Source organism: Paenibacillus sp. RS8 (assembly GCF_041956825.1).
GTDB lineage: Bacteria > Bacillota > Bacilli > Paenibacillales > Paenibacillaceae > Paenibacillus_AQ.
Map to the genome: position 1 here is coordinate 2819450 of NZ_CP168131.1, position 19972 is coordinate 2839421.

20 protein-coding genes are annotated in these 19972 nt (G+C 45.7%); 9 read left to right on the forward strand and 11 right to left on the reverse strand.

Annotated features, from left to right (window positions below; all coding sequences use genetic code 11):
* Positions 1–96 precede the first annotated feature (96 nt).
* The 5 genes from phnC to ACDZ28_RS13990 all read left to right on the forward strand — a co-directional run bounded on the left by phnC (position 97) and on the right by ACDZ28_RS13990 (position 4664).
* A complete protein-coding gene (gene phnC, locus ACDZ28_RS13970; protein WP_375104978.1) occupies positions 97–879 on the forward strand; it encodes a phosphonate ABC transporter ATP-binding protein in 783 nt (260 codons plus the stop codon).
* 1 nt (position 880) lies between these two features.
* The gene (gene phnE, locus ACDZ28_RS13975) at positions 881–1672 is read left to right on the forward strand and encodes a phosphonate ABC transporter, permease protein PhnE (protein ID WP_375104979.1); all 792 of its coding nucleotides are present in this window, start codon (positions 881–883) and stop codon (positions 1670–1672) included.
* The gene (gene phnE, locus ACDZ28_RS13980; protein ID WP_375104980.1) at positions 1669–2472 is read left to right on the forward strand and encodes a phosphonate ABC transporter, permease protein PhnE; all 804 of its coding nucleotides are present in this window, start codon (positions 1669–1671) and stop codon (positions 2470–2472) included. Before phnE (ACDZ28_RS13975) ends, phnE (ACDZ28_RS13980) begins: the two co-directional genes overlap by 4 nt.
* 144 nt (positions 2473–2616) lie before the next feature.
* A protein-coding gene (locus ACDZ28_RS13985) for an IS3 family transposase (protein WP_339287325.1) occupies positions 2617–3761 on the forward strand; the annotation gives its coding sequence in 2 pieces (ribosomal slippage) (positions 2617–2905 and positions 2905–3761; 1146 coding nt in all).
* Between the two features lie 171 nt (positions 3762–3932).
* Positions 3933–4664 carry a ZIP family metal transporter gene (locus tag ACDZ28_RS13990; protein ID WP_042124635.1) on the forward strand — a complete coding sequence of 244 codons (732 nt, stop codon included), beginning with the start codon at positions 3933–3935 and terminating at the stop codon, positions 4662–4664.
* Between the two features lie 82 nt (positions 4665–4746).
* Here ACDZ28_RS13990 and ACDZ28_RS13995 read toward each other — a convergent pair whose 3' ends face one another.
* Both ACDZ28_RS13995 and ACDZ28_RS14000 read right to left on the reverse strand, forming a co-directional pair.
* Positions 4747–5739, reverse strand: coding sequence for an aldo/keto reductase (locus ACDZ28_RS13995; RefSeq protein ID WP_375104981.1), 993 nt, complete (start codon positions 5737–5739; stop codon positions 4747–4749).
* 91 nt (positions 5740–5830) lie between these two features.
* A complete protein-coding gene (locus ACDZ28_RS14000) occupies positions 5831–6679 on the reverse strand; it encodes an AraC family ligand binding domain-containing protein (protein WP_341110821.1) in 849 nt (282 codons plus the stop codon).
* 202 nt (positions 6680–6881) lie between these two features.
* Between ACDZ28_RS14000 and ACDZ28_RS14005 the strand changes: the two genes are divergently transcribed.
* Complete coding sequence (locus tag ACDZ28_RS14005) at positions 6882–7550, forward strand: general stress protein (RefSeq protein ID WP_375104982.1); 669 nt, start codon at positions 6882–6884, stop codon at positions 7548–7550.
* 86 nt (positions 7551–7636) lie between these two features.
* Here ACDZ28_RS14005 and glpX read toward each other — a convergent pair whose 3' ends face one another.
* The 4 genes from glpX to ACDZ28_RS14025 all read right to left on the reverse strand — a co-directional run bounded on the left by glpX (position 7637) and on the right by ACDZ28_RS14025 (position 11253).
* Positions 7637–8632: a class II fructose-bisphosphatase gene (gene glpX / locus ACDZ28_RS14010; RefSeq protein ID WP_375104983.1), complete on the reverse strand. Its 996-nt coding sequence runs from the start codon at positions 8630–8632 to the stop codon at positions 7637–7639.
* A 43-nt stretch (positions 8633–8675) separates the two neighbouring features.
* Positions 8676–9482, reverse strand: a complete 807-nt coding sequence (locus ACDZ28_RS14015) for a pyruvate, water dikinase regulatory protein (RefSeq protein ID WP_076117955.1) — start codon at positions 9480–9482, stop codon at positions 8676–8678.
* A 12-nt stretch (positions 9483–9494) separates the two neighbouring features.
* Positions 9495–10151, reverse strand: a complete 657-nt coding sequence (locus tag ACDZ28_RS14020) for a CBS domain-containing protein (protein WP_341110825.1) — start codon at positions 10149–10151, stop codon at positions 9495–9497.
* 142 nt (positions 10152–10293) lie between these two features.
* Positions 10294–11253 carry a DMT family transporter gene (locus tag ACDZ28_RS14025; protein WP_375104984.1) on the reverse strand — a complete coding sequence of 320 codons (960 nt, stop codon included), beginning with the start codon at positions 11251–11253 and terminating at the stop codon, positions 10294–10296.
* 150 nt (positions 11254–11403) lie between these two features.
* On the opposite strand from ACDZ28_RS14025, the gene ACDZ28_RS14030 reads away from it, so the two are divergent.
* On the forward strand, positions 11404–12813 hold the full coding sequence (locus ACDZ28_RS14030) for a PLP-dependent aminotransferase family protein (protein ID WP_375104985.1): 1410 nt from the start codon (positions 11404–11406) through the stop codon (positions 12811–12813).
* A 136-nt stretch (positions 12814–12949) separates the two neighbouring features.
* Entirely contained in the window at positions 12950–13630 is a 681-nt protein-coding gene (locus ACDZ28_RS14035) for a hypothetical protein (protein WP_375104986.1), read from the forward strand.
* A 451-nt stretch (positions 13631–14081) separates the two neighbouring features.
* Here the strand turns inward: ACDZ28_RS14035 and ACDZ28_RS14040 are convergent, their stop codons facing one another.
* From ACDZ28_RS14040 to ACDZ28_RS14060, 5 genes are all read right to left on the reverse strand, one after another.
* Positions 14082–15491, reverse strand: coding sequence for a nucleoside recognition domain-containing protein (locus ACDZ28_RS14040; protein WP_375104987.1), 1410 nt, complete (start codon positions 15489–15491; stop codon positions 14082–14084).
* Positions 15469–16200: a FeoB small GTPase domain-containing protein gene (locus ACDZ28_RS14045; RefSeq protein WP_375104988.1), complete on the reverse strand. Its 732-nt coding sequence runs from the start codon at positions 16198–16200 to the stop codon at positions 15469–15471. Before ACDZ28_RS14045 ends, ACDZ28_RS14040 begins: the two co-directional genes overlap by 23 nt.
* Entirely contained in the window at positions 16197–16451 is a 255-nt protein-coding gene (locus tag ACDZ28_RS14050; protein WP_042124651.1) for a FeoA family protein, read from the reverse strand. Before ACDZ28_RS14050 ends, ACDZ28_RS14045 begins: the two co-directional genes overlap by 4 nt.
* A 273-nt stretch (positions 16452–16724) precedes the next feature.
* Complete coding sequence (locus ACDZ28_RS14055) at positions 16725–17183, reverse strand: SRPBCC domain-containing protein (protein ID WP_375104989.1); 459 nt, start codon at positions 17181–17183, stop codon at positions 16725–16727.
* Between the two features lie 102 nt (positions 17184–17285).
* A complete protein-coding gene (locus tag ACDZ28_RS14060; protein ID WP_375104990.1) occupies positions 17286–18242 on the reverse strand; it encodes a helix-turn-helix transcriptional regulator in 957 nt (318 codons plus the stop codon).
* 435 nt (positions 18243–18677) lie between these two features.
* On the opposite strand from ACDZ28_RS14060, the gene ACDZ28_RS14065 reads away from it, so the two are divergent.
* The gene (locus ACDZ28_RS14065; protein ID WP_052414471.1) at positions 18678–19628 is read left to right on the forward strand and encodes a GNAT family N-acetyltransferase; all 951 of its coding nucleotides are present in this window, start codon (positions 18678–18680) and stop codon (positions 19626–19628) included.
* Positions 19629–19972: the final 344 nt, after the last annotated feature.

The following is a 19972-nucleotide window of genomic DNA, read 5'->3' on the forward strand; positions in this document are numbered from 1 at the left end:
TCATTAAGGATAGCCAGCTCCGGATTCCCCCCCGGATCTGGCTATCTCTTTCTCTTTTATACGATTATACGAAAACACACACAAAGGAATGATTTCATGATAAAGATTCAGAATGTATCCAAGACGTATCAAAATGGAACTAAAGGCTTGAACAACATTAATCTGACTATTCCAGCTGGGGAATTTGTAGCTATTGTTGGTCTTTCTGGAGCGGGGAAGTCAACCTTGCTGCGTTCCATTAACCGGCTTCATGATATTTCAGAAGGCGATATTTTTATCAATGGGCAATCCATCACGAAGGCAAAGGGAAGCAAGCTCCGAATGATCCGTAGAAATATCGGAATGATCTTCCAAAGCTTTAACTTAGTCAAACGTACGACGGTGCTTCGTAATGTATTGGCAGGGCGGGTCGGCTATCATTCCACAATACGGACGATCATTGGCAAATTCCCACAGAAGGATATTGATTTAGCCTTCGAGTCTCTCGATCGGGTCAATATTGCTGAGAAGGCCTACACACGTGCAGATCAACTATCTGGAGGTCAGCAGCAGCGCGTGGCTATTGCCCGTGTTCTTGCGCAGGAGGCGCAAATTATCCTTGCAGATGAACCTGTCGCTTCACTAGATCCGCTCACGACCAAGCAGGTTATGGATGATTTGAAAAAAATTAATGTGGAGCTTGGGATCACCACCATCGTGAACTTGCACTTTATCGATCTTGCTAGAGAATATGCTACCCGGATTATCGGACTCCGAGCAGGAGAAGTGGTCTTCGATGGCCCTGTATCGGAGGCAACCGATGAGAAGTTCGCTGAGATTTACGGAAGACCGATTCATCAGGATGAGTTGTTAGGTGAGCCTGTAATCGGGGGCATGTGATATGAATTTGAATGCAGAGAAACTACACCCCAAACCGCCAAGGAAAATAAAGCATTATTTCACAGTCATCATATTAGTAGTATTACTGTGGAGAAGTGCAGTTTTGACCGATTCATCTATCGGTGAGCTGATCTCCGGTCTGCCGAATATGCTGGATCTGCTTAAGGAAATGTTCCCTCCAAACTGGGGGTATTTTGACAATATTATAGATGCGATGCTGGAGACGATCCGGATGGCATTGGTCGGTACAACGTTTGGTGCCATTCTTGCAGTTCCCGTTGCACTACTGTGTGCAAGCAATATTACGCAAAGTCGATGGCTTCATTATCCAGTGCGTATGCTGCTGAATTTGATCCGCACAATTCCTGATCTATTGCTGGCTTCTATTTTTGTCGCCATTTTCGGTCTCGGTGCGCTTCCGGGAATATTTGCTTTGACGGTATTTTCGCTGGGGCTGATCGCCAAGCTTACGTATGAATCGTTGGAGACGATTGAAAAGGGACCTTTGGAAGCAATGACTTCAGTCGGAGCGAATAAGACGCAACGAATTATATTCGGAGTCATTCCACAGGTACAGGCTCATTTCATGTCCTATGTGCTGTATGCCTTTGAGATCAATGTCCGTGCTGCAGCAGTTTTAGGTTTGGTAGGCGCGGGTGGAATCGGCCATTACTATGAAGTGACATTAGGCTTTTTAGAATACGATAAGACTTGCACCATTATCTTGTTCACATTAGCAGTAGTATTGATTATTGATTATGTAAGCACTAAGCTGCGGGAGAAATTAATATGAGTAAATCATGGAATACCCTTGTCCCTAAACCTCGTAAAAATCGCTTCCGCCTACTGATTTATGTGGCATTAGTGGTAGTGTACATTTGGGCTTTTTCCGGAGTGCCGTTTAATGGATTTAAAGAAACCGCCGGGGTCATTACTAAGGCGATCTTTGCTGGGATATTCTCACCTGACTGGGCCTTCGTTTATTTACCAGATGGGGAGGATCTGCTTCGTGGATTGCTTGAAACGCTTGCTATTTCAATTTTAGGAACTTTTATCTCGACCTTCATATGTATCCCTTTTGCTTTTTGGGCTGCGGTCAACATGAGCAAGGGAAAGGTGATTTCGGGTTCCGGTAAGCTGGTGTTAAGCTTTATACGGACATTCCCGGAGATCATTATGGCTTTGCTGTTTATCAAGGCTGTTGGGCCGGGTTCATTTGCGGGTGTACTGGCTCTGGGACTGCATTCCGTGGGCATGCTCGGCAAATTGTTCGCGGATGAGATTGAAAATATTGATAACGGTCCACTTGAAGCCTTAATTTCTTCTGGCGCCAGCCGCATGCAGGTGTTATGGTTTGCTGTTGTGCCGCAGGTATTGCCAGGCTTTCTATCCTACACTATATACAGGTTCGAAATTAACGTTCGCTCAGCTACGATTCTGGGTGTGATTGGAGCTGGGGGGATTGGTACGCCGTTAATCTTCGCCCTCAGTTCACGGAATTGGGACCGTGTCGGAATTATACTACTAGGCATTATTGTGATGATTACGATTATTGATTTGATTTCCGGCATGATTCGGAAGAAGCTAGTGTAACTGAATCGCGTAATTACATGTTAGACAAAGACCTCCTTAGGGTATGAATGGGACTGACCCCATAACGTGAGACAAATCAAAACACCTTCAAAAGAATGGAACCTTGTCGTAAGATAAGGAGATCATCTTGGAGGTGTTTTTGCATTGGCAACCAGAGTAAGTTATCCCGTGGAAATAAAGATGAAAGCTATAGAAATGAGATTAGCAGGCGTACCTGTGAAAGAGGTTATGGAGCAGCTCGGAATACGGAATAAGACACAGCTAAAGACATGGATGAGATGGAATCGAAATGGTGAACGGCATCGTTTGCAGCAGCCGGTGGGTAAACAGTACAGCTATGGAAAAGGTCCGGAGGACTCTTCGGAGCTCGAAAGAGTAAAGGCAGAGAACCGATTCTTAAAACAACAATTAGAACTGCTAAAAAAGTACGAGGAGTTGGAGAGGAGGTGGAACCAGAGGCCGTTATTGCCTGGATCGAATCCATTCGAAACGAAGTGACGGTGTCTGAGGCTTGTAGATGGCTCGGAATCGCAAGAACGACTTACTACCGCTGGAAAGCAGCTGTGGGGACAAAGCATACAGACAAAGTGGTGGAGAAAATCCGGGAGCTTTGCATCCGTCATAAATTCCGCTACGGGTACCGGAAAATCACGGCGCTCCTTCGGATAGAGCAGAGTATAAATCACAAGCGAGTCCAGCGGATCATGCAGTGTGAGGGGCTTCAGTGCCGCGTGAGGATGAAAAAACGAAAGGTGACTGGGCAATCTGTACACTCCTTTGAAAATCTGCTCAAGCGACAGTTTCATGCAGAAGCACCTCTGCAAAAACTCGTCACGGACATTACCTATTTGCCATTTGGCGGGAAGATGTTGTACTTCTCCAGCATTCTAGACTTGTACAATGGTGAGATTGTGGCTTACAGTATAGCAGATAAACAAGATACCTCTTTGGTGTTGGATACGTTAAATCAACTTCCAAAGCAGGAAAAGATGTTGCTGCATAGCGACCAGGGCAGCGTGTATACGTCCTTTGCGTACCAGGAAGCTGTAAAAGGAAAAGGCATTACCATGAGCATGTCCCGTAAAGGAACGCCCGCTGATAATGCCCCCATTGAATCGTTTCATTCCACCCTAAAGTCTGAAACGTTCTACCTCGAAGATCTCACATCTACAACGACTGCAATCGTTGTAGAGACCATTCGAGACTACATCATTTACTATAACTCATTTCGAATTCAAGCGAAACTAAATAACCAGTCACCGATGGATTTCCGGCGACTGGCTACTTAAACTTGTAAGGTGTTTTGATCCCTGTCTCACAAACGGGGGTCAGTCCCAATAGAGCCCATGGGGGTCTTTTTATGATTAGCGCACTATTCGGAAAAGCTATATAGAAGTAATAATACTTTTTGTGTTAACATATGTTGGTCTATCCGAACTTGTACCAAAGGAGTTGAAAACTTGGAAACTGCGCTTATTGGCAGCTTTGTATCAGCAATGGCTACGGTGCTTGGAGCGTTTCCGATCCTGTTTGTGAAGAGGTTATCTGAGAAGTGGAAGGACGTTCTCGTTGCTTTTACAGCAGGTATTATGGTATCGGCTTCTACATTTGGACTCATGCCGCAAGCGATTAAAGAATCGGGGATTATCGCTTTAACTCTAGGCTTGATTACAGGTGTACTGCTTCTCGATTTAATTGAAAAAAACATTCCGCATATCGACGTGGAGAATAAACCTGGATACACCAATATGGATTCGAAGGCGTTGCTCGTTTTGATCGCGCTATTCATTCACAACATACCAGAAGGTCTTAGTACGGGATTCAGTTATGCCAGTGAACAGGCAAGCCTGGGTCCGACCGTGGCCATAGCAATTGGTGCGCAAAATATGCCCGAAGGATTGATTCTTGCAGTCTTTTTGATGAATTCTAGAACAAGCAAGTTAAAAGCTCTGGGAATTGTTACGCTTACCGGACTTATGGAAATGGTATCTGCGGTGATCGGCTATTTTACAGCCAGTTATCTGCAAAATGTAGTGGGCTATGGTCTTGCTTTTGCAGCCGGGGCTATGCTATTCATCGTCTACAAGGAGCTTATTCCAGAGAGTCATGGTCATGGTTACGAACGGCCTTCAACGTATTCATTTATCTTTGGATTATTAATTATGGTGTATATTACGCAGATATTTGGGTGAGTAGGAAAAAAACGGCCAATGAAGTGCCAGAGCAGCTTAAGCTGCCTGACCTCATTGGCCGTCTTTATGATTTAATCTATAATTATCCTCGCAAAATCTTCTCGGTTTGCTCCAGCTCTTCTGCGCTTAGCTCCGGTGCATTCAAGGAAGCGACAGCATCTTCAATCTGGCTCACCTTACTTGCGCCGATCAGAGCAGAAGTGACTTTACCTCCGCGGAGTACCCAAGACAACGCTAGCTGAGACATTTTTTGTCCACGTGCAGCAGCAATCTCGTTCAGTTTGCGAACTTTGCCGATCGCCTCTTCAGTAATAGCATTCTCGGACAGGAATACACTAGGTCCAGCAGCGCGAGAATCAGGAGCGATTCCGTTCAGATAACGGTCGGTCAAAATGCCTCCTTGTAGTGGGGAGAACACAATCGAACCGATACCTTCCTCAGCTAATACATCTTGCAAGCCGTCTTCAATCCAGCGGGACATCATGGAGTAGTTTGGTTGATGAATCAGGCATGGCGTTCCAAGGCGACGCAGAATTTGTGCCGCTTCACGTGTCTGTTCAGGGTTATAATTCGAAATCCCAACATACAACGCTTTACCTTGGCGTACAATGAGATCCAGTGCAGCCATAGTTTCTTCCAGTGGTGTATTCGGATCTGGACGGTGGTGGTAGAAAATATCTACATAATCGAGTCCCATACGTTTCAAGCTTTGATCTAAACTGGAGACGAGATATTTCTTGGAGCCCCATTCGCCATAAGGGCCGGCCCACATATAATATCCAGCCTTAGTAGAGATGATCATTTCATCACGATAAGGAGCAAGATCCTTCTTAAGGATTTGACCAAAGCTTTCTTCAGCGGAGCCTGCTGGAGGACCGTAGTTATTAGCGAGATCAAAATGAGTGATTCCAAGATCGAAAGCTCTTCTTGCCATGGCGCGACCATTCTCAAATAAGTCGTTGCCGCCAAAGTTATGCCATAGTCCAAGCGAGATCGCCGGAAGGAGTAGACCGCTTTTTCCAGTGCGGTTATATTTCATATTGTCATATCTGGTAGCGCTTGCGTTATACATCATTATTTCCTCCTAAAAAGACTTATTTCTGATTACGTTACGTCCTTATTGTAGCGAAAGATCCCGGACAAACGTATGTCAGCAAGGAAGAAGTTTATAGCACAATGTCATTTTCGAGATGACGGACACGGTATTCTTTTGGAGAACAACCTTTCACCTTCTTGAACATCCGCGAAAAGAGTAAGGGGTCCTGATAGCCGACGGAACGCGAAATCTCACCGATAGTACAGAGGGTTTCTGTCAGAAGCTCGCAGGCTTTAGCGACTCGGTAATTCAATAAATACTGCTGTGGCGGCATACCGATGGTCCGTTTGAACAAGGAAGATAAATATTTGCGATCCAGCTTGAGAGAAGAAGACAGCATTTCTACCGAAATGTTCTCACAATAATGGGTATGCAAAAAGTGGAGACTTTGCTCGACATAAATACTCTTTTGACGCGGTAAAGGAAGTACATCCGGAACAGCTGGCACCGCTTGTAGCAAAAGGGAGAAAAAATCATACATGATTGCTTTTAGCGGCAGGTCAAGACAATCTGAAGTATCGGCTGCTTCTGTCAGGCGTTCGTAGAGATTAGGCATAAGCTGTTCATCCATCGGGAAGATCGGCTGCTCAGGGGTCAAGGAGGTTTTGGATAAAATATAGGATACTTGTTCTCCGGTAAAGGCTACCCATGAATAGATCCAAGGATTGGTCAGGTCCGCTGCATAAGAAGTAACGATATGAGGGTAGGTAAGAAAAGCTTGACCCGCTTGCAAGATATGGGTTTGTTCTCCCACAGATACCTTGCCCGTTCCCTCATGAATGAAATGTATTTTGTATACGTCACGAACCCCAGGTCCGAAAAAATGTCCAGGGAGACACTGCTCCCGACCCCAGTAATGGAGATGCAGATCGGGATTACCTCTGAAGGGACGCTCAGAATTATAATTAAATATCGCCATGATTGCTTCCGTCTCTTTCTTTTATAGAGTTAACCAAGGGCAAATTTGCCCGTCTTCTTTTATTATACAGTATATTTTAGCAGGTACATTACTTGGAATACTTTATGAATTCTGAGATAGAAGTTTATCCCTGCCCAGTTTGGTTAAGTAAGCTATGAAGCTGAACGTATGAGCTAACTTCGATCACTAGGAGGTAATGGAGATGAATAAGAGAATAGTGGGTGTCTTTGCTGCCGAATACGAAGCTTCGAGGGCTATTGAAGAATTGAAACGTCAAGGCTGCAGGACGGAGGACATTTCGATTATCGCGAGAAATAATGATAGCGTGGATTCACTTAGAGATGAGTCAGGAACTCAAGCGCCGGAAGGCATAGCTACTGGTGCAGCTACTGGTGGCCTGCTGGGTGGTTTGACAGGGCTCTTGATGGGGATAGGCGCTTTGGCTATTCCTGGTATTGGCCCGATTATCGCAGCCGGACCGCTTGCGGCAACGCTGGCTGGAGCGGCAATAGGTGCTGGTAGCGGTGGACTGGTTGGTGGTCTTATTGGTCTTGGCATTCCTGAAGAGGAAGCCAAGCGTTACGATAACTACGTAGGTGAAGGTCATATCCTTGTAATGGTGGATGTAGAGGGTGCGGAGAAGGAAGAAGAAGTGAAGCGGATCTTCGTACAGCATAATAGTCTGAACGCAGACCGTTTTGAGGAAATTGCGAATAAAAATACAGCTGAAAATCGAAATTATGATGGCAGTGTAAAGGAAAGCGATGCGCTTAGAGCCGCTGATCAACAAGAGGCGAGAAATTTGGCTCAAGCTACCGGAACCATGGATGCCATGGATACCTTAGCGAGTGAGCGCATTAGAAATAAATAAGAGATGATTAGCTATTTAGTAATAAAAACAGACTATTTCACTAGCCAAGGGTGAGCTGGTGAGATAGCCTGTTTTTTTGTGTAATGCTATAGAGAGGCAACGTTCTGTCTAACAGTTAATGCATCCGGTATTTCTTTGCCGGGAAGGAAATGAATGCTGCGGATGTAGCGGATCGTTCGGCTCTGCGCCCGCATGATGACCGAATGCGTCTCGGCTCGTTCTTTGCCAATAAAACGAACACCGTTTAGGAACTCACCTGAAGTTACGCCAGTGGCGGCAAAGAGTACGTCGCCTGTACCTACCATATCCTCCATGTATAGCACTCGTGTAGGATTGGCAATCCCCATGCGCACACAGCGCTGCTGTTCAAGAGGCCCATCGGGAAGCAAACGACCTTGCATTTCTCCACCAAGACATTTCAGTGCGGCGGCAGCAAGGACGCCTTCAGGTGCTCCGCCCGAGCCCATATACAAATCGACATCACTATCCGGCAGGGCTGCCGCAATAGCGCCAGCCACATCGCCATGACCGAGCAGCTTAATCCGTACACCCGCTTCACGCAGGCTATGAATGAGTTGTTCATGCCGTTTGCGGTCAAGAACCATTACGGTTAGCTCGGAGAGGGACTTGCGACTGAAGAGGCATGCTTTCTGGAGAGTGACTTCCACAGGGTCTTCAAGACTAAGCTTCCCGGCAAGCTCAGGACCGCAAGCGAGTTTCTCCATATAAATGTCTGGAGCATGCAGTAGGCTGCCTTGATCTGCTATGGCAATCACGGATTGGGCATTGTGTAGACCACAGGCGACCACTTCAGTACCTTCCAGAGGATCGACGGCTACATCGACAGAAGGACCCTTTTGATTCCCGACTTTCTCGCCAATATAGAGCATTGGAGCATCATCCATCTCTCCTTCACCAATGACGACCGTTCCGTCGATGGAGACGGAATCAAACATGGAGCGGATGGCAGTCGTGGCTGCATCATCTGCCGCATTTTTATCTCCCCGCCCGATCCAGCGAGCTGAGGATAATGCACCTAGTTCAGTTACCCGTACAATCTCAAGAGCCAGTTCGCGATCCATTCTAATTCCCTCCAGTGCATTCCATATATTTTTATTCCGAATGTTAGATATAACCCATAATAATGCCGGCAGTTTCTTCTATAGCTTTGTCGGTAATATCGATTACAGGACAGCCTAGCTTATTGAACAGAGAAGAGGCATATTCCATCTCCTCTGTAATCCGCTCCAGACTTGCATATTGGGAGCCAGTCGGTAACCCAAGCACCTTCAGCCGCTCGGAGCGAATTTTCAGCATATACTCCGGCTTCATGGTAAGTCCGATCAATCGGTTCGACGGCAAGCTTAGCAGCTCTTGCGGAGGAGCAATTTCCGGAATAATCGGATAGTTAACGACTTTTTTTCCCCGATGGGCCAAAAAGATACTAAGTGGCGTTTTCGAGGTACGGGACATTCCTAGCAGAACGATATCAGCCTTCAGCATGGCGCCGAGATCGCGGCCATCATCACAGGCCACTGTGAATTCAATAGCCTCCATACGGCGGAAGTAGTTCTCATCAAGCTGGTGCAATAAACCTGGTCGCTGCTGAGGAGCATCGTCAAACGTATCAATGAAAGCTTGCATCATTGGACCCATGATATCTACGATCCGAAGGTCAAGCCGTACAGCCTCTTCTTTAATCATTTCTCTTAGCTCCGGCTGCACCAGCGTATAGACGACAAAACCTTTATGCTGCGCGGCTTCTTCCATAAGCTTCCGGAGCTCATCTTCATGTCTAATGTTCCCGTATCTTTTGATGGTGATTTGCTGATTCTGGAATTGGTGAATGACGGCCTGCACGACAGCTTCCGCCGTATCTCCTATAGAATCTGAGCAGATCGTTATTAGGTTGGAAGATTGCTCGATGCTCATGAATTCCTCCTGTTATCCTTTGGTTTCAAGTTCGAGGAGAAGTTTTACGATAGCAGTTTTCGTTAAGCGTCCTATGACATCCAGTTTCGTACCACTGTCTTCTGCGGCGCTGGGAACAACTACCGGTAAACTATCTACCTCGTGAAAAATCATTTTATGTGCGGCATCAAGCACCGTCTCATCTGGTGAAGTTGTGACCACTTTGGGCTGGCGAGTCATGACCATGCTTACGGGCATGGAAACTGCACCCGGATTGCCAAGAGTTACCTTCAGGAAATCTTTACGTGAAGCAACTCCGGTGAGCTTGCCCTCTTCGTCACAAATAATAAGGGTACCAACATCCTGTAGAAATAGCGTAACTACGGCATCTTGAATCGTAGTAGTCTCACGGATAATAATAGGTACACTCTGAATCTCTTTTACCATTGTCTCCTGCAACAAATAATTGCTTCCCAGACGATTAGATGATTTGAGTCCCGGGAAGTAACCGACTTTAGGTTTAGCATCGATATATTTGAGCATAACCAGAACAGAGAGATCGGAGCGAATCGTTGGCCGTGTTAAATTCAGACATTCGGCTATCTGTTCGCCGGTAATCGGAGCTCTTTTGTTCACAATATCAATGATTTCTAGTTGACGTGGTGTCAGTTCGATCGTAATTCCCTCCACTTCAGATAAAAAGGCATTCCTCTTTAGAAAAGAAGCGCCGTTAAGCGAATCCTCCTTTCATATATGAGTCATATATAGATTTTTTTAGTTTAACTTGGTTATATAATACGCAATAGAGGTCATAAATGCAATATATAGTACGTCATATATTCTTTTTTTTAATAACTATAAGTTTTACGCTATTGCTTGACGCAGATGTACGGACCCTACGCTTTAGCATTAATTGCTTCAAGGCGTCAGCATTGACCAGGATGGTTCCAGCAATAATGGTGAATACACCGAGGATCGTAACCCAATTCACGGCCTCATTATAAAAGAAAAAGCCAACCCCTACGGCAATCGGTGGAGAAATATAGAGCCAGGTAGAAGGAAACACAGGAGTTGTCTTAGCGACGAGCCAGTAGAACAACGAATGACCGACCATCGAGCCGATTACGATTAGATAGAGCAGTGAACCTGCGGTCTCGTAAGAGAGCAGAAACTCAGGATGTACATTTTCGGTGGCTAAAGAAAGAATGAATAATAACACACCACCATACATCATTTGGGCTGCATTAAGTGCGATTGGAGAGACCTCGGGCATACTGTTGATTACTTTTTTAGAATAAATCGCACCTACTGCGTAACAGCATTCCCCAATGAGGACAGCTGCGCAGCCGATGAGCCATAGCGGTGAAATATCAACGACAAGATTAGGTAGAACGAGCAGCAATACACCAGTTAATCCGATAATGCAGCCATATAGGGAGATGGCGGGTGCTTTTTGACGAAGAATAGAGGTTTGGAGTAATAGAATCATGATCGGTCCGGTCGCAGAGAGTACGGCTGCAAGCCCAGAAGATACATATTGTTCAGCCCAGTAAAGACCCGCGAAGGTGCCAAAGGTTAATGCAGACCCGGTGAAGAGCATTTCTTTACGCAGGAGCAGGGAGAAGCTAGCCTTTCGTTTCCAGACCATCCATAGAAATAGTACAGCACCTGCAACGAAAAAACGTAAGCCAGCTGAAAAGAAGGGCGGCGCACCAGCATCCACACCAATTTTGATAGCTAGAAAGGTCGTGCCGAAGATCAGACATACAAGTGCATAAGCGAATAAGATCATTTTGAAAGTCCCCTTTAATGTGTTAAATCATTTTGTTAATCATATAGGGGAGTATACAGAACAGATGACGTTGAGTAGAACAGATGACTTCGGAAATCGTGTACAATACTGTAAATGGGAATAAGTTGTTCGGAGAGGAGTTGCAGTGAGGTGAAAAAGTCAGCAAGCAGTGAGCATAATCATCCCTTGTTTCGGCAGGTATATGAATTTCTAGTGAATCGGATGGAACGAGGGGAGTGGGGGGCGAATGATAAGCTTCCTTCTATACGGCTGCTGGCGGAGGATTTAAAGGTACATCGACTGACGGTATTCAAAGCGTACAGAATGCTGACGGAGGATGGAAAGGTATATGTAAAAGATAAATCGGGTTATTATGTATCGCCAGTAAGCCGGCTTTCTTCTATAGAAGAGGGTGCCGCAGTATCATCTTATGCGCTCACTAATCCACTTTCAGATATACAAAGAGTGCCGACCAAGTATCAGTTCTCGCAGGCGCTGATTGATCCGGGACTTTTGCCAAACCTTTTTCTATCGGACTATGTTAAAAAAGTGTTCGATTTATATCCCAAGGTAATGGGGACATACTCTTCGGTTCAGGGGGATGAAGAGCTACGGGAGACGCTAAGCCGTCATTTTCGGAAGAAACATCGGCTACAGCTATCCTCGGAAGAGCTGCTTATTACTTCGGGTGCACAGCAGGCAATCAACCTGATCGCACGAATTGTACTCGGGCCTTTAGACACGGTGCTTGTGGAGCGACCAACCTACAGTGTGGCCATGGATATTTTTCGCCGGGAGGGGGCGCGGCTGATTCCGGTGGAGATCACCCCGACGGGGTATGACTTGGAGAGAGTTGAGGCTTTGATGAAAAAGCATAAGCCGCGTATGTTCTATATTAATCCGACCCATCACAATCCAACCGGATATACGGTGCCGGTGCAGCAACGCAAACTGTTAGTAGAGCTAGCCGAGCGTTATCGCTGTCTACTGGTAGAGGATGATCCATTCCGCGATATGTATTTTGAAGAGGAGCCCCCGCCGCCTTTTTTTGCTTATGATACGGAGGGCTGGGTGATTTATATCAGCAGCTTCAGTAAATATGTAGCTCCAGGCTTACGGATCTGCGCGGTGGCTTGTCGATATCCATTTATGGAGCGCCTGATCACCGCTAAATCACTGGCAGACAATGGGACTCCGCTGCTTAATCAAAAGATATTTCTACATTACTATACTTCAGCACGCTTGCAGAATCATCTCGGTAAGCTGCGTATTGCGCTTCAGGTGCATAAAGAAATCGTGGAAGAAGAACTGGCTGCAACCGGGTGGGAGTGGACACCTCCGCAAGGTGGTTTAAATCTATGGGTGAAGCTGCCGGAGCATCTTTCGGTGGATCGACTGTTTGCTTCAAGTATGGCGCAGTCCATTGCATTTGTGCCAGGAGAGCTGTTTGATCCGCTGGGGGAAATGAAGTCGAGAATTCGAATTAGCTATTCCTTCGCCAGTGAAGGGGTATTGCGTGAAGGACTTCAGCGATTGATTGCTATAGCGCGGGGGTTATGAGTAGGTACATTAGATATGAGAGACCAATGAAGAACAATCCGGGCAGAATTGACTAGACTTGTATAACTTGTTTTACAATTCCTGTAACACTTTCCACATCTGCTCCGTCTGTAAGATAAAGAAGGAGGTCATTAAGGTGCGAAAGTTCAATTTTCGAAGTCCAGTGATGATAATTCTATGTATTACATTAATATTTATGGCTTTGCTGACGGTGCGTCCCTCCGTTACTTATGCTTGTTCCTGTGTTGTACCCGCGGAGCCGCTTGAGGCTCTGGAGTCAAGCTCGGCCGTCTTTGTGGGGAAGGTAGTAAAGATAAAGGAGCCAAGGGGAACTATAATCTCATCCGCGGATCCAGTAAAAGTAACCTTTGAGGTTGGTTCCAGCTGGAAAGGGGTCGAGGGGAATAAGGTTACCTTGACCACTGCTTTATCGTCTGCCAGCTGCGGGTTTGAATTCGTGGAAGGGGAAAGTTATATCGTCTATGCAAATGATAATAGGGAAGGAGATTCAGGTGAAATAGTGGCCAGTTTATGCAGTCGAACGAAGCTGCTTGCCTCGGCATCAGAGGATCTGAAGGAGCTTGGACCTAGTATATCGGCAGGGACTCCTACTGCTACTCCGGAGGTAACATCAAATCATTCGCCTAAATCAGGAGCTGGGAATAATGGTGCGACTGATGTTGAGGGGAAACCAGCTGCGGACAGTGACTCTTTTCCACTTGTGAATGTTGGGATCAGTGGAGTCATTATCGTTTTGATAGCGATAGTTGGCGCTGTGATCTACCGTCGTAGAGATGGTGGAACGCGAAAAAAATGACGCTGTGATGAAGCGGTCGCCCGGGAGTTATTCGTGCGACCGCTTATTTGTTTGAGCTGACCTTAACTACTGTAAACAATAATTACGGAAATCCTCCCCTAAATTAACGTGTTTTACTCGATATTATCGATAATCAGGGAAAACCTCCCTAAAATTCAGCGGAAATTGTCCAATTTGGCAAATATTCCGTTCATTTATAGGGAGGTTTTCCGCAAAAGGTACAAAATACGCTTATAAAGTTCGATTTATAGGGAGGTTTTCCCTAAACTTAGTTTCAAGGAGGGCTGATTCTGTGAAGCCAGCTGAAAGTGAGGTGCTATAGGTGTTGCAAGTGTTACAGCCGCTGCAGGTAGTGTACAGTTCTTTACGCTGATGCATGTGATGTGCAGTGATGCAGATGATGAACAGTGATGTACGTTGAATTGGGGCAATTTTATGCCGCAAGCTTACGTCACACCCACCCGAACAACCGAGCGAGTTGTGCAACAACGAAGGTTACTCCAATGGCGATACCGAGTGGAATGACAGCTGAGAGAACAGCCCACTTCATGCTTTTCGTTTCCTTATAGATGTTCACGAGTGTCGTACCGCAAGGATAGTGGAGCAGGGAGAACAGCATCATGTTAAGTGCGGTCAGCCAAGTCCAGCCATGTGATAAAAAGACATCTTTGATGCTGCCCAAGCTGTCGATATCGACCATAGCTCCTGAGGACATATAGCCCATAAGCAGGATAGGCAGGACGATTTCATTTGCAGGAAGACCAAGAATAAAGGCCATGATGATAAAGCCATCCATGCCGAGCATGTGTGCAAAGGGATCAAAGAATGCAGCCATATGATTCAGGACAGAATCCCCGCCAATAAACAGATTACCTAAAATCCAAGTGATAATCCCAGCAGGCGCAGCTACCACGATTGCCCGAGTAAGTACGTTTAAGGACTTATCTTTGGAGGAAATAAGTATGGTCTTCCAAATTTGCGGCCGGCGATAGGGTGGGAGTTCCAGTGTGTAATGTGTTGGAACACCGCGCAGCGCAGTTTTGGACATGACCCAGGAAACCGTCAGTGTAACAACGATGCCGATTAGCACCATCCCCATAAGTACGGAGGCGGTTGTGAGCGAACGGAGTGCGCCTGTCGTAGCGGCACCTGCCATGAATAAGGAAGACAGTAAAATCAATGTCGGCCAGCGGCCGTTACATGGAACGAAATTGTTGGTCAAAATCGCGAGCATCCGTTCACGCGGCGATTCGATGATTCGTGTGGAGAGGATAGCGGCGGCATTACAGCCGAAACCCATAGACATGGTCAACGCTTGCTTGCCGTGGCCTCCTGATTTTTTGAACAACCGGTCCATGTTAAAAGCAACTCTTGGCAGATACCCGAAATTCTCAAGCAGCGCGAACACTGGGAAAAATATCATCATTGGCGGCAGCATGACGCTGATTACCCATGAGGTTCCTCGATATAATCCGAGAACAAGCACACCGTGCAGCCAAGCGGGAGCATGGATCGCCTCGAATCCGGCCGTCAGATAACCTTCAATGAAGCCGAAGAAGGAAGCTAGCCAGCTTGAAGGATAGTTGGCGCCGGCAATTGTAATCCAGAACACGATACCGAGGATGGCGAGCATAATAGGGAATCCCCATATTTTTGAGGTAACGATATTATCTAGCTTATAAGTGCTGTTCAGCTTTTTCTTATCTTGATAAGTGACTGCATCCCCGCAAATGCCTGCGGATACGCCGTAAATGCCGCTGACAATCTCATCTCGAATCGATCCGCCGTCAGCGAGCTTCTTCGCTGTAGACAGCAGGGAATCTAAAGGATCTAATCCCTTAGTGATATGCGGTGACTCCATGACCGATGACCTCCTTTGCTTCAGGTAAATCTTTATCCGTCATATTCTCTTTAAGAGAAGTTAGTAGGCTGTCATCACCGTCCAGCAGGCGGAGTGCAATCCAGCGGGCTGGGTATTTGCTGCCGATGGTTTGTTCTACCAGTGGGGTAAGCTCTGCAATTCCTCGTTCAATCTCCTCGTTGTACGTAATTCGCAGTGGTTGTGCGGTGAATGCACCTGTAGCGACTCTCTCCACCTGGTCCAATAACGCCTCAATGCCGATTTTATTACGAGCTGATATCGCTACAACAGGCACGCCGAGACGTTTGGAAATGCGCTTCAGATTGATGTCGATACCCAGTTTTCGGGCTTCATCAATGAGGTTGATGCAGACGACAGTCCGCCCGGTAATCTCTAGCACTTGCAAGGCAAGGTTGAGGTTTCGTTCTAGCGAAGTAGCATCAAGTACGACTAGTGTCACATCGGGTTGTTCAAAAATAATATAATCTCTAGCCGCTTCTTCATCAGCGGAATTTGAGTACAAGGAATACGTACCAGGAAGATCTACTGCTAGGTACGTATGGTCTTTATGCTTAAACTCGCCTTCAGCAGTAATGACGGTTTTACCTGCCCAGTTTCCAGTATGCTGGCGCATGCCGGTCAGCAGATTGAAAAGCGTGCTTTTGCCAGTGTTAGGATTGCCTGCAAAAGCGACTGTGAACTGACTCATGCCTCAACACCTCCGATTACTTCTCCGAATATTAAAGAACTTTCTTCTCTACGCAATGCAATGGTCGTGTTGCTTACCCGAAAAGCTATAGGATCTCCTAATGGACTGCGTCGCAATACCTCTACGGCATTCCCCACTACAAACCCGAGATCCAGTAATCTTCTTCTAAGTACGCCCTGAACTTCAATGCCGCTGATACGTAGCGTGCTGCCTTTAGCCGCTTCTGATAATGGAATACTAGTTCCAGACATAAGATCTCCTTCTTTCATTTATTGTTATTTGTATTTTTATGGTTATTATTTTGTGCATTGGAATTTTTCTTGCGGTCTGACACAATATTAGTATATGCGAACAACTTTGTCCCTGCAACAAGAATGTTTCCCTAAGGCAAAATTAATTTTGGCAGCAAAAAGCCCCTAACGGAAGAAGGCTTGCGCTCTCCAGCCTAGGGGGCTAAGGTTGAGTCTACTCATAGGCTTGTCTTTAATTGGAACAGTCTAATCCAAGTTGTATCAGCCGTGATGTTACGTCCAGCTTCCAAAATCAAGCGTGCGACCAGTCTCTACTAAGGTTTTGGTATTACTTAGAATTTGCCACCAAGCGCTGGTGCTGCCAGCATACGAAGGATCTTCAGGATGCCATTCATCGTGGATAAGCGTGAGCTTTGTAGTTCCACCCACCGGTTCAAGCAGCCAAGAAATACGCGATTCATATCTTTCATGTCCTTTATGATAGGAGGGGCCGACCTGATGAGTGAAACGTAGTGCTTTTTGTGGGGTGAACTCGAGCAGAGTCCCATAGACATGCAGTGTTTCATCTCCATCTGCACTGGGCCCGATGTATTCCAGTAATTCTCCTTCTTTGAAGGTCGAACGAATAACGCTGCCGTAATAAATCTGCTTCGTACCTTCCGGAGAGATTAAGGTTTCCCATACCTGCTCAGGTGTTCCGTCAATATAAAACTCATAGTGAAGTTCTTTCATTGGTTATTCCTCCTTGGTTTCTACTTTCATTTACTCCTCTTACTCTTTTACACTATACAAAAGGATCACTGACAACTACGGTCAGTGATCCTAAAGAATAATTTAAGTTTTATAATGAGCTGCTAAGTTGGAGGCAATGTCAGCTAGTCTTTCTTTCAGTGAAGAAGGTTCTATGATGCGTAACGTGGTTCCATAAGGCAACAAGAAATAGGGCACATAGGTGAGTAAAGAAGCTTCGTCTACTAGAAAGCGGGCTTGTCCTTCCATGCGCTGTACCAGCGTATGCCCGAATAACCAATGGCTGCATAGATCATTCAAGATTCCTTCGTCTGATGCGATAATTACTGTAACTAGTTCCTCATCCGTATTGCGTGCAGGCAGTAAGTTTTTTAACAAAAAATCACGTGCAGAGAAGTCAGCAGGACGAGCAAACACAGCTTCTGTACGGTGGAGTTCAACCATTCTATCGACCCGGAAACTGCGAATTTCTTGCCGCTCGTGGCAGTAAGCTACGGTGTACCATTGGCCCTTCCACAATACAAGTCCGTAAGGATCAATAGCTCGGGAGGATATGTTTTCTCCATTCCCCTTACGATACTCCATTTGCAGGGTGTACCCGTTGGCTGTCCCCAGCTCTAATTCTTGGATCAGGTGGCTAAGCGGCGGGGAAGGAGAGTGGATCGTCTCAATACCATTCTCATGCCGCTCCATCTGTTCTAATTGCTGCGCATTGCTATACCTTTTGAGCTTAGAAAGGGCTCGGTCTAGAGCATCTACATAAGGATAACCGGTTCCCTTAGCAAAGGATGAGGCTTGTAGAAGGGCACGTTGTTCTTCGGAATCAAAGAATAATGGAGCTTCGATAAAATGTTCGGGTAAGCTATAACCGCCGCCAGGTCCGCTATCTGCGATAACGGGTACACCGCTGATGCAAAGCGCATCGATGTAACGGTATACGGAGCGGACACTGATCTCTAACGCTTCAGCTAGTTCTCCGGCGGTTCTTCCCCGCTGCTTGAGCATCCAGAGAATAGATAACATATGATCGGCCTTAGACATGAATCAGGAGCCTCCTTGCCAGTGGTATTGAATAACTACAGCAAGTGTAACGTTAAGTCACTGTTTCGCCAACTTGAACCGGAACCGGATTCATTAAACCACTATTTACTTGACTAACCCTTTTAATAGAGGCAGGTAGAGATTCATTCAACTTTATTCTCAGTATCGCTTAGGAGAAACGCTAACTTGCTTCAGAGGGTAAGCTTAATTTAAGGTGCTTTGTACATCTATTTCTGCTTAAATCACCACCAGAATCCGTTTAGTTGTACTTTGTACATTTAACAGTTCGGTAGAGGTATTGATTTTTACTCGGAAATTGGTATTTTGTGAACGCACTATTCATTTTTTGGCGTATTAAATAATAATAACTAAATTTGACATGTTATTGATTTTTAATCCCCTGTAATATGAAATTAAAGGAAAGGGGTGTGGAAAATGAAATTTAATTTTAGACCTTACCGTTCTGAAGATCTGCTTAAGGTCCGTGATTTTCTTATACATAGTTATAGTAAGCTAAAAGGTCCAAATACTTGGCTTATAGACCGCTGGGAATTCGTTATTTATTTTCAAGAGACGCAAGGTGGGACGCTGGATCAGTGGGAACGAAACGTAGGCTTATGGGAGTATGATGATGGAGAGCTGGCTGCCGTAGTATGCATGGACGATGGATTTTACTTTCAATGTGCAGAGAAGAACCCTCCAGAAAGCTTGCTTGATGACATGTTTTCCTTTGCTGAACAGAGAGTTGGGGATGAGAATGAGGGTTTCGTACAGCTGTATGTTCCAATACCGGAGTTCATGTCCTCTGCTGCAGCGGTTGCTAATAAGAGAGGTTATAGTCTAACTAAGAAACGGGAGAGTGTAAACTCTCTGCAGTTGGATAAAGAATTTCCTGTTGCGCTACCCTCTGGCTTCAGAATCTGTAGTGGTGATGAGATCGATGTGACTTCAAAAGCACTCGGACATATTATGGCCTTCGACTATGCAGACACACCGGAGGCTGAGCTAACGCTGCAGCATTATGGAAATATCAGAAAAGCGCCGAGCTACAACTCACATTTAGATCTCAGTATCGTGAACGAAGCTGGTGAAGTCGTCTCCTTCTGTAATATTTTTTGGGACAGTGTTAATGGAATTGGCATACTGGAGCCTGTAGGCACATCCATTAGATATAGATCACTGGGACTTGGTCGGGCGGTTTTGCATGAAGGATTTAACCGTTTAAGAGAGCTTGGTGCTATCAAAGTCTATGTAGGTTCGATGCAGCCGTTCTACGAAAAATTGGGGTTTAATACCGAAGTTTGGCTGCAAGTATGGGAGTACTCTGGTCACATATATGAAGCTGTTCGTGATGATCTCAACACTGGAAACGTGAGTAGTAAGTAGGTTGGCAGCACGTCATAAATAATCCCCTTGATGCGTAAGACATCGAGGGGATTATTGTTTTTTTATTTTGGCTGAACAATACAATGATACGTTAAGATATGCTCGCATAGGAGTTGAAACTTCTGTTGTTGATTGCACTTTGTACAATAGATTCTATCAAAAAGCAGCTGGAATCTGCTTCTATTGCACATTCTGCAATCAATTGTTGTGAGAACGGCTGACTATTACAAATGCGTCGTATTCTAATGTACAAAATACAACAGAATCCCATTTTCCTATAAAAAAGAATGCTTCTATTGCACAAACTGCAATAGAAGCATCAAAAGAAGTATTCTTAGAAGCCG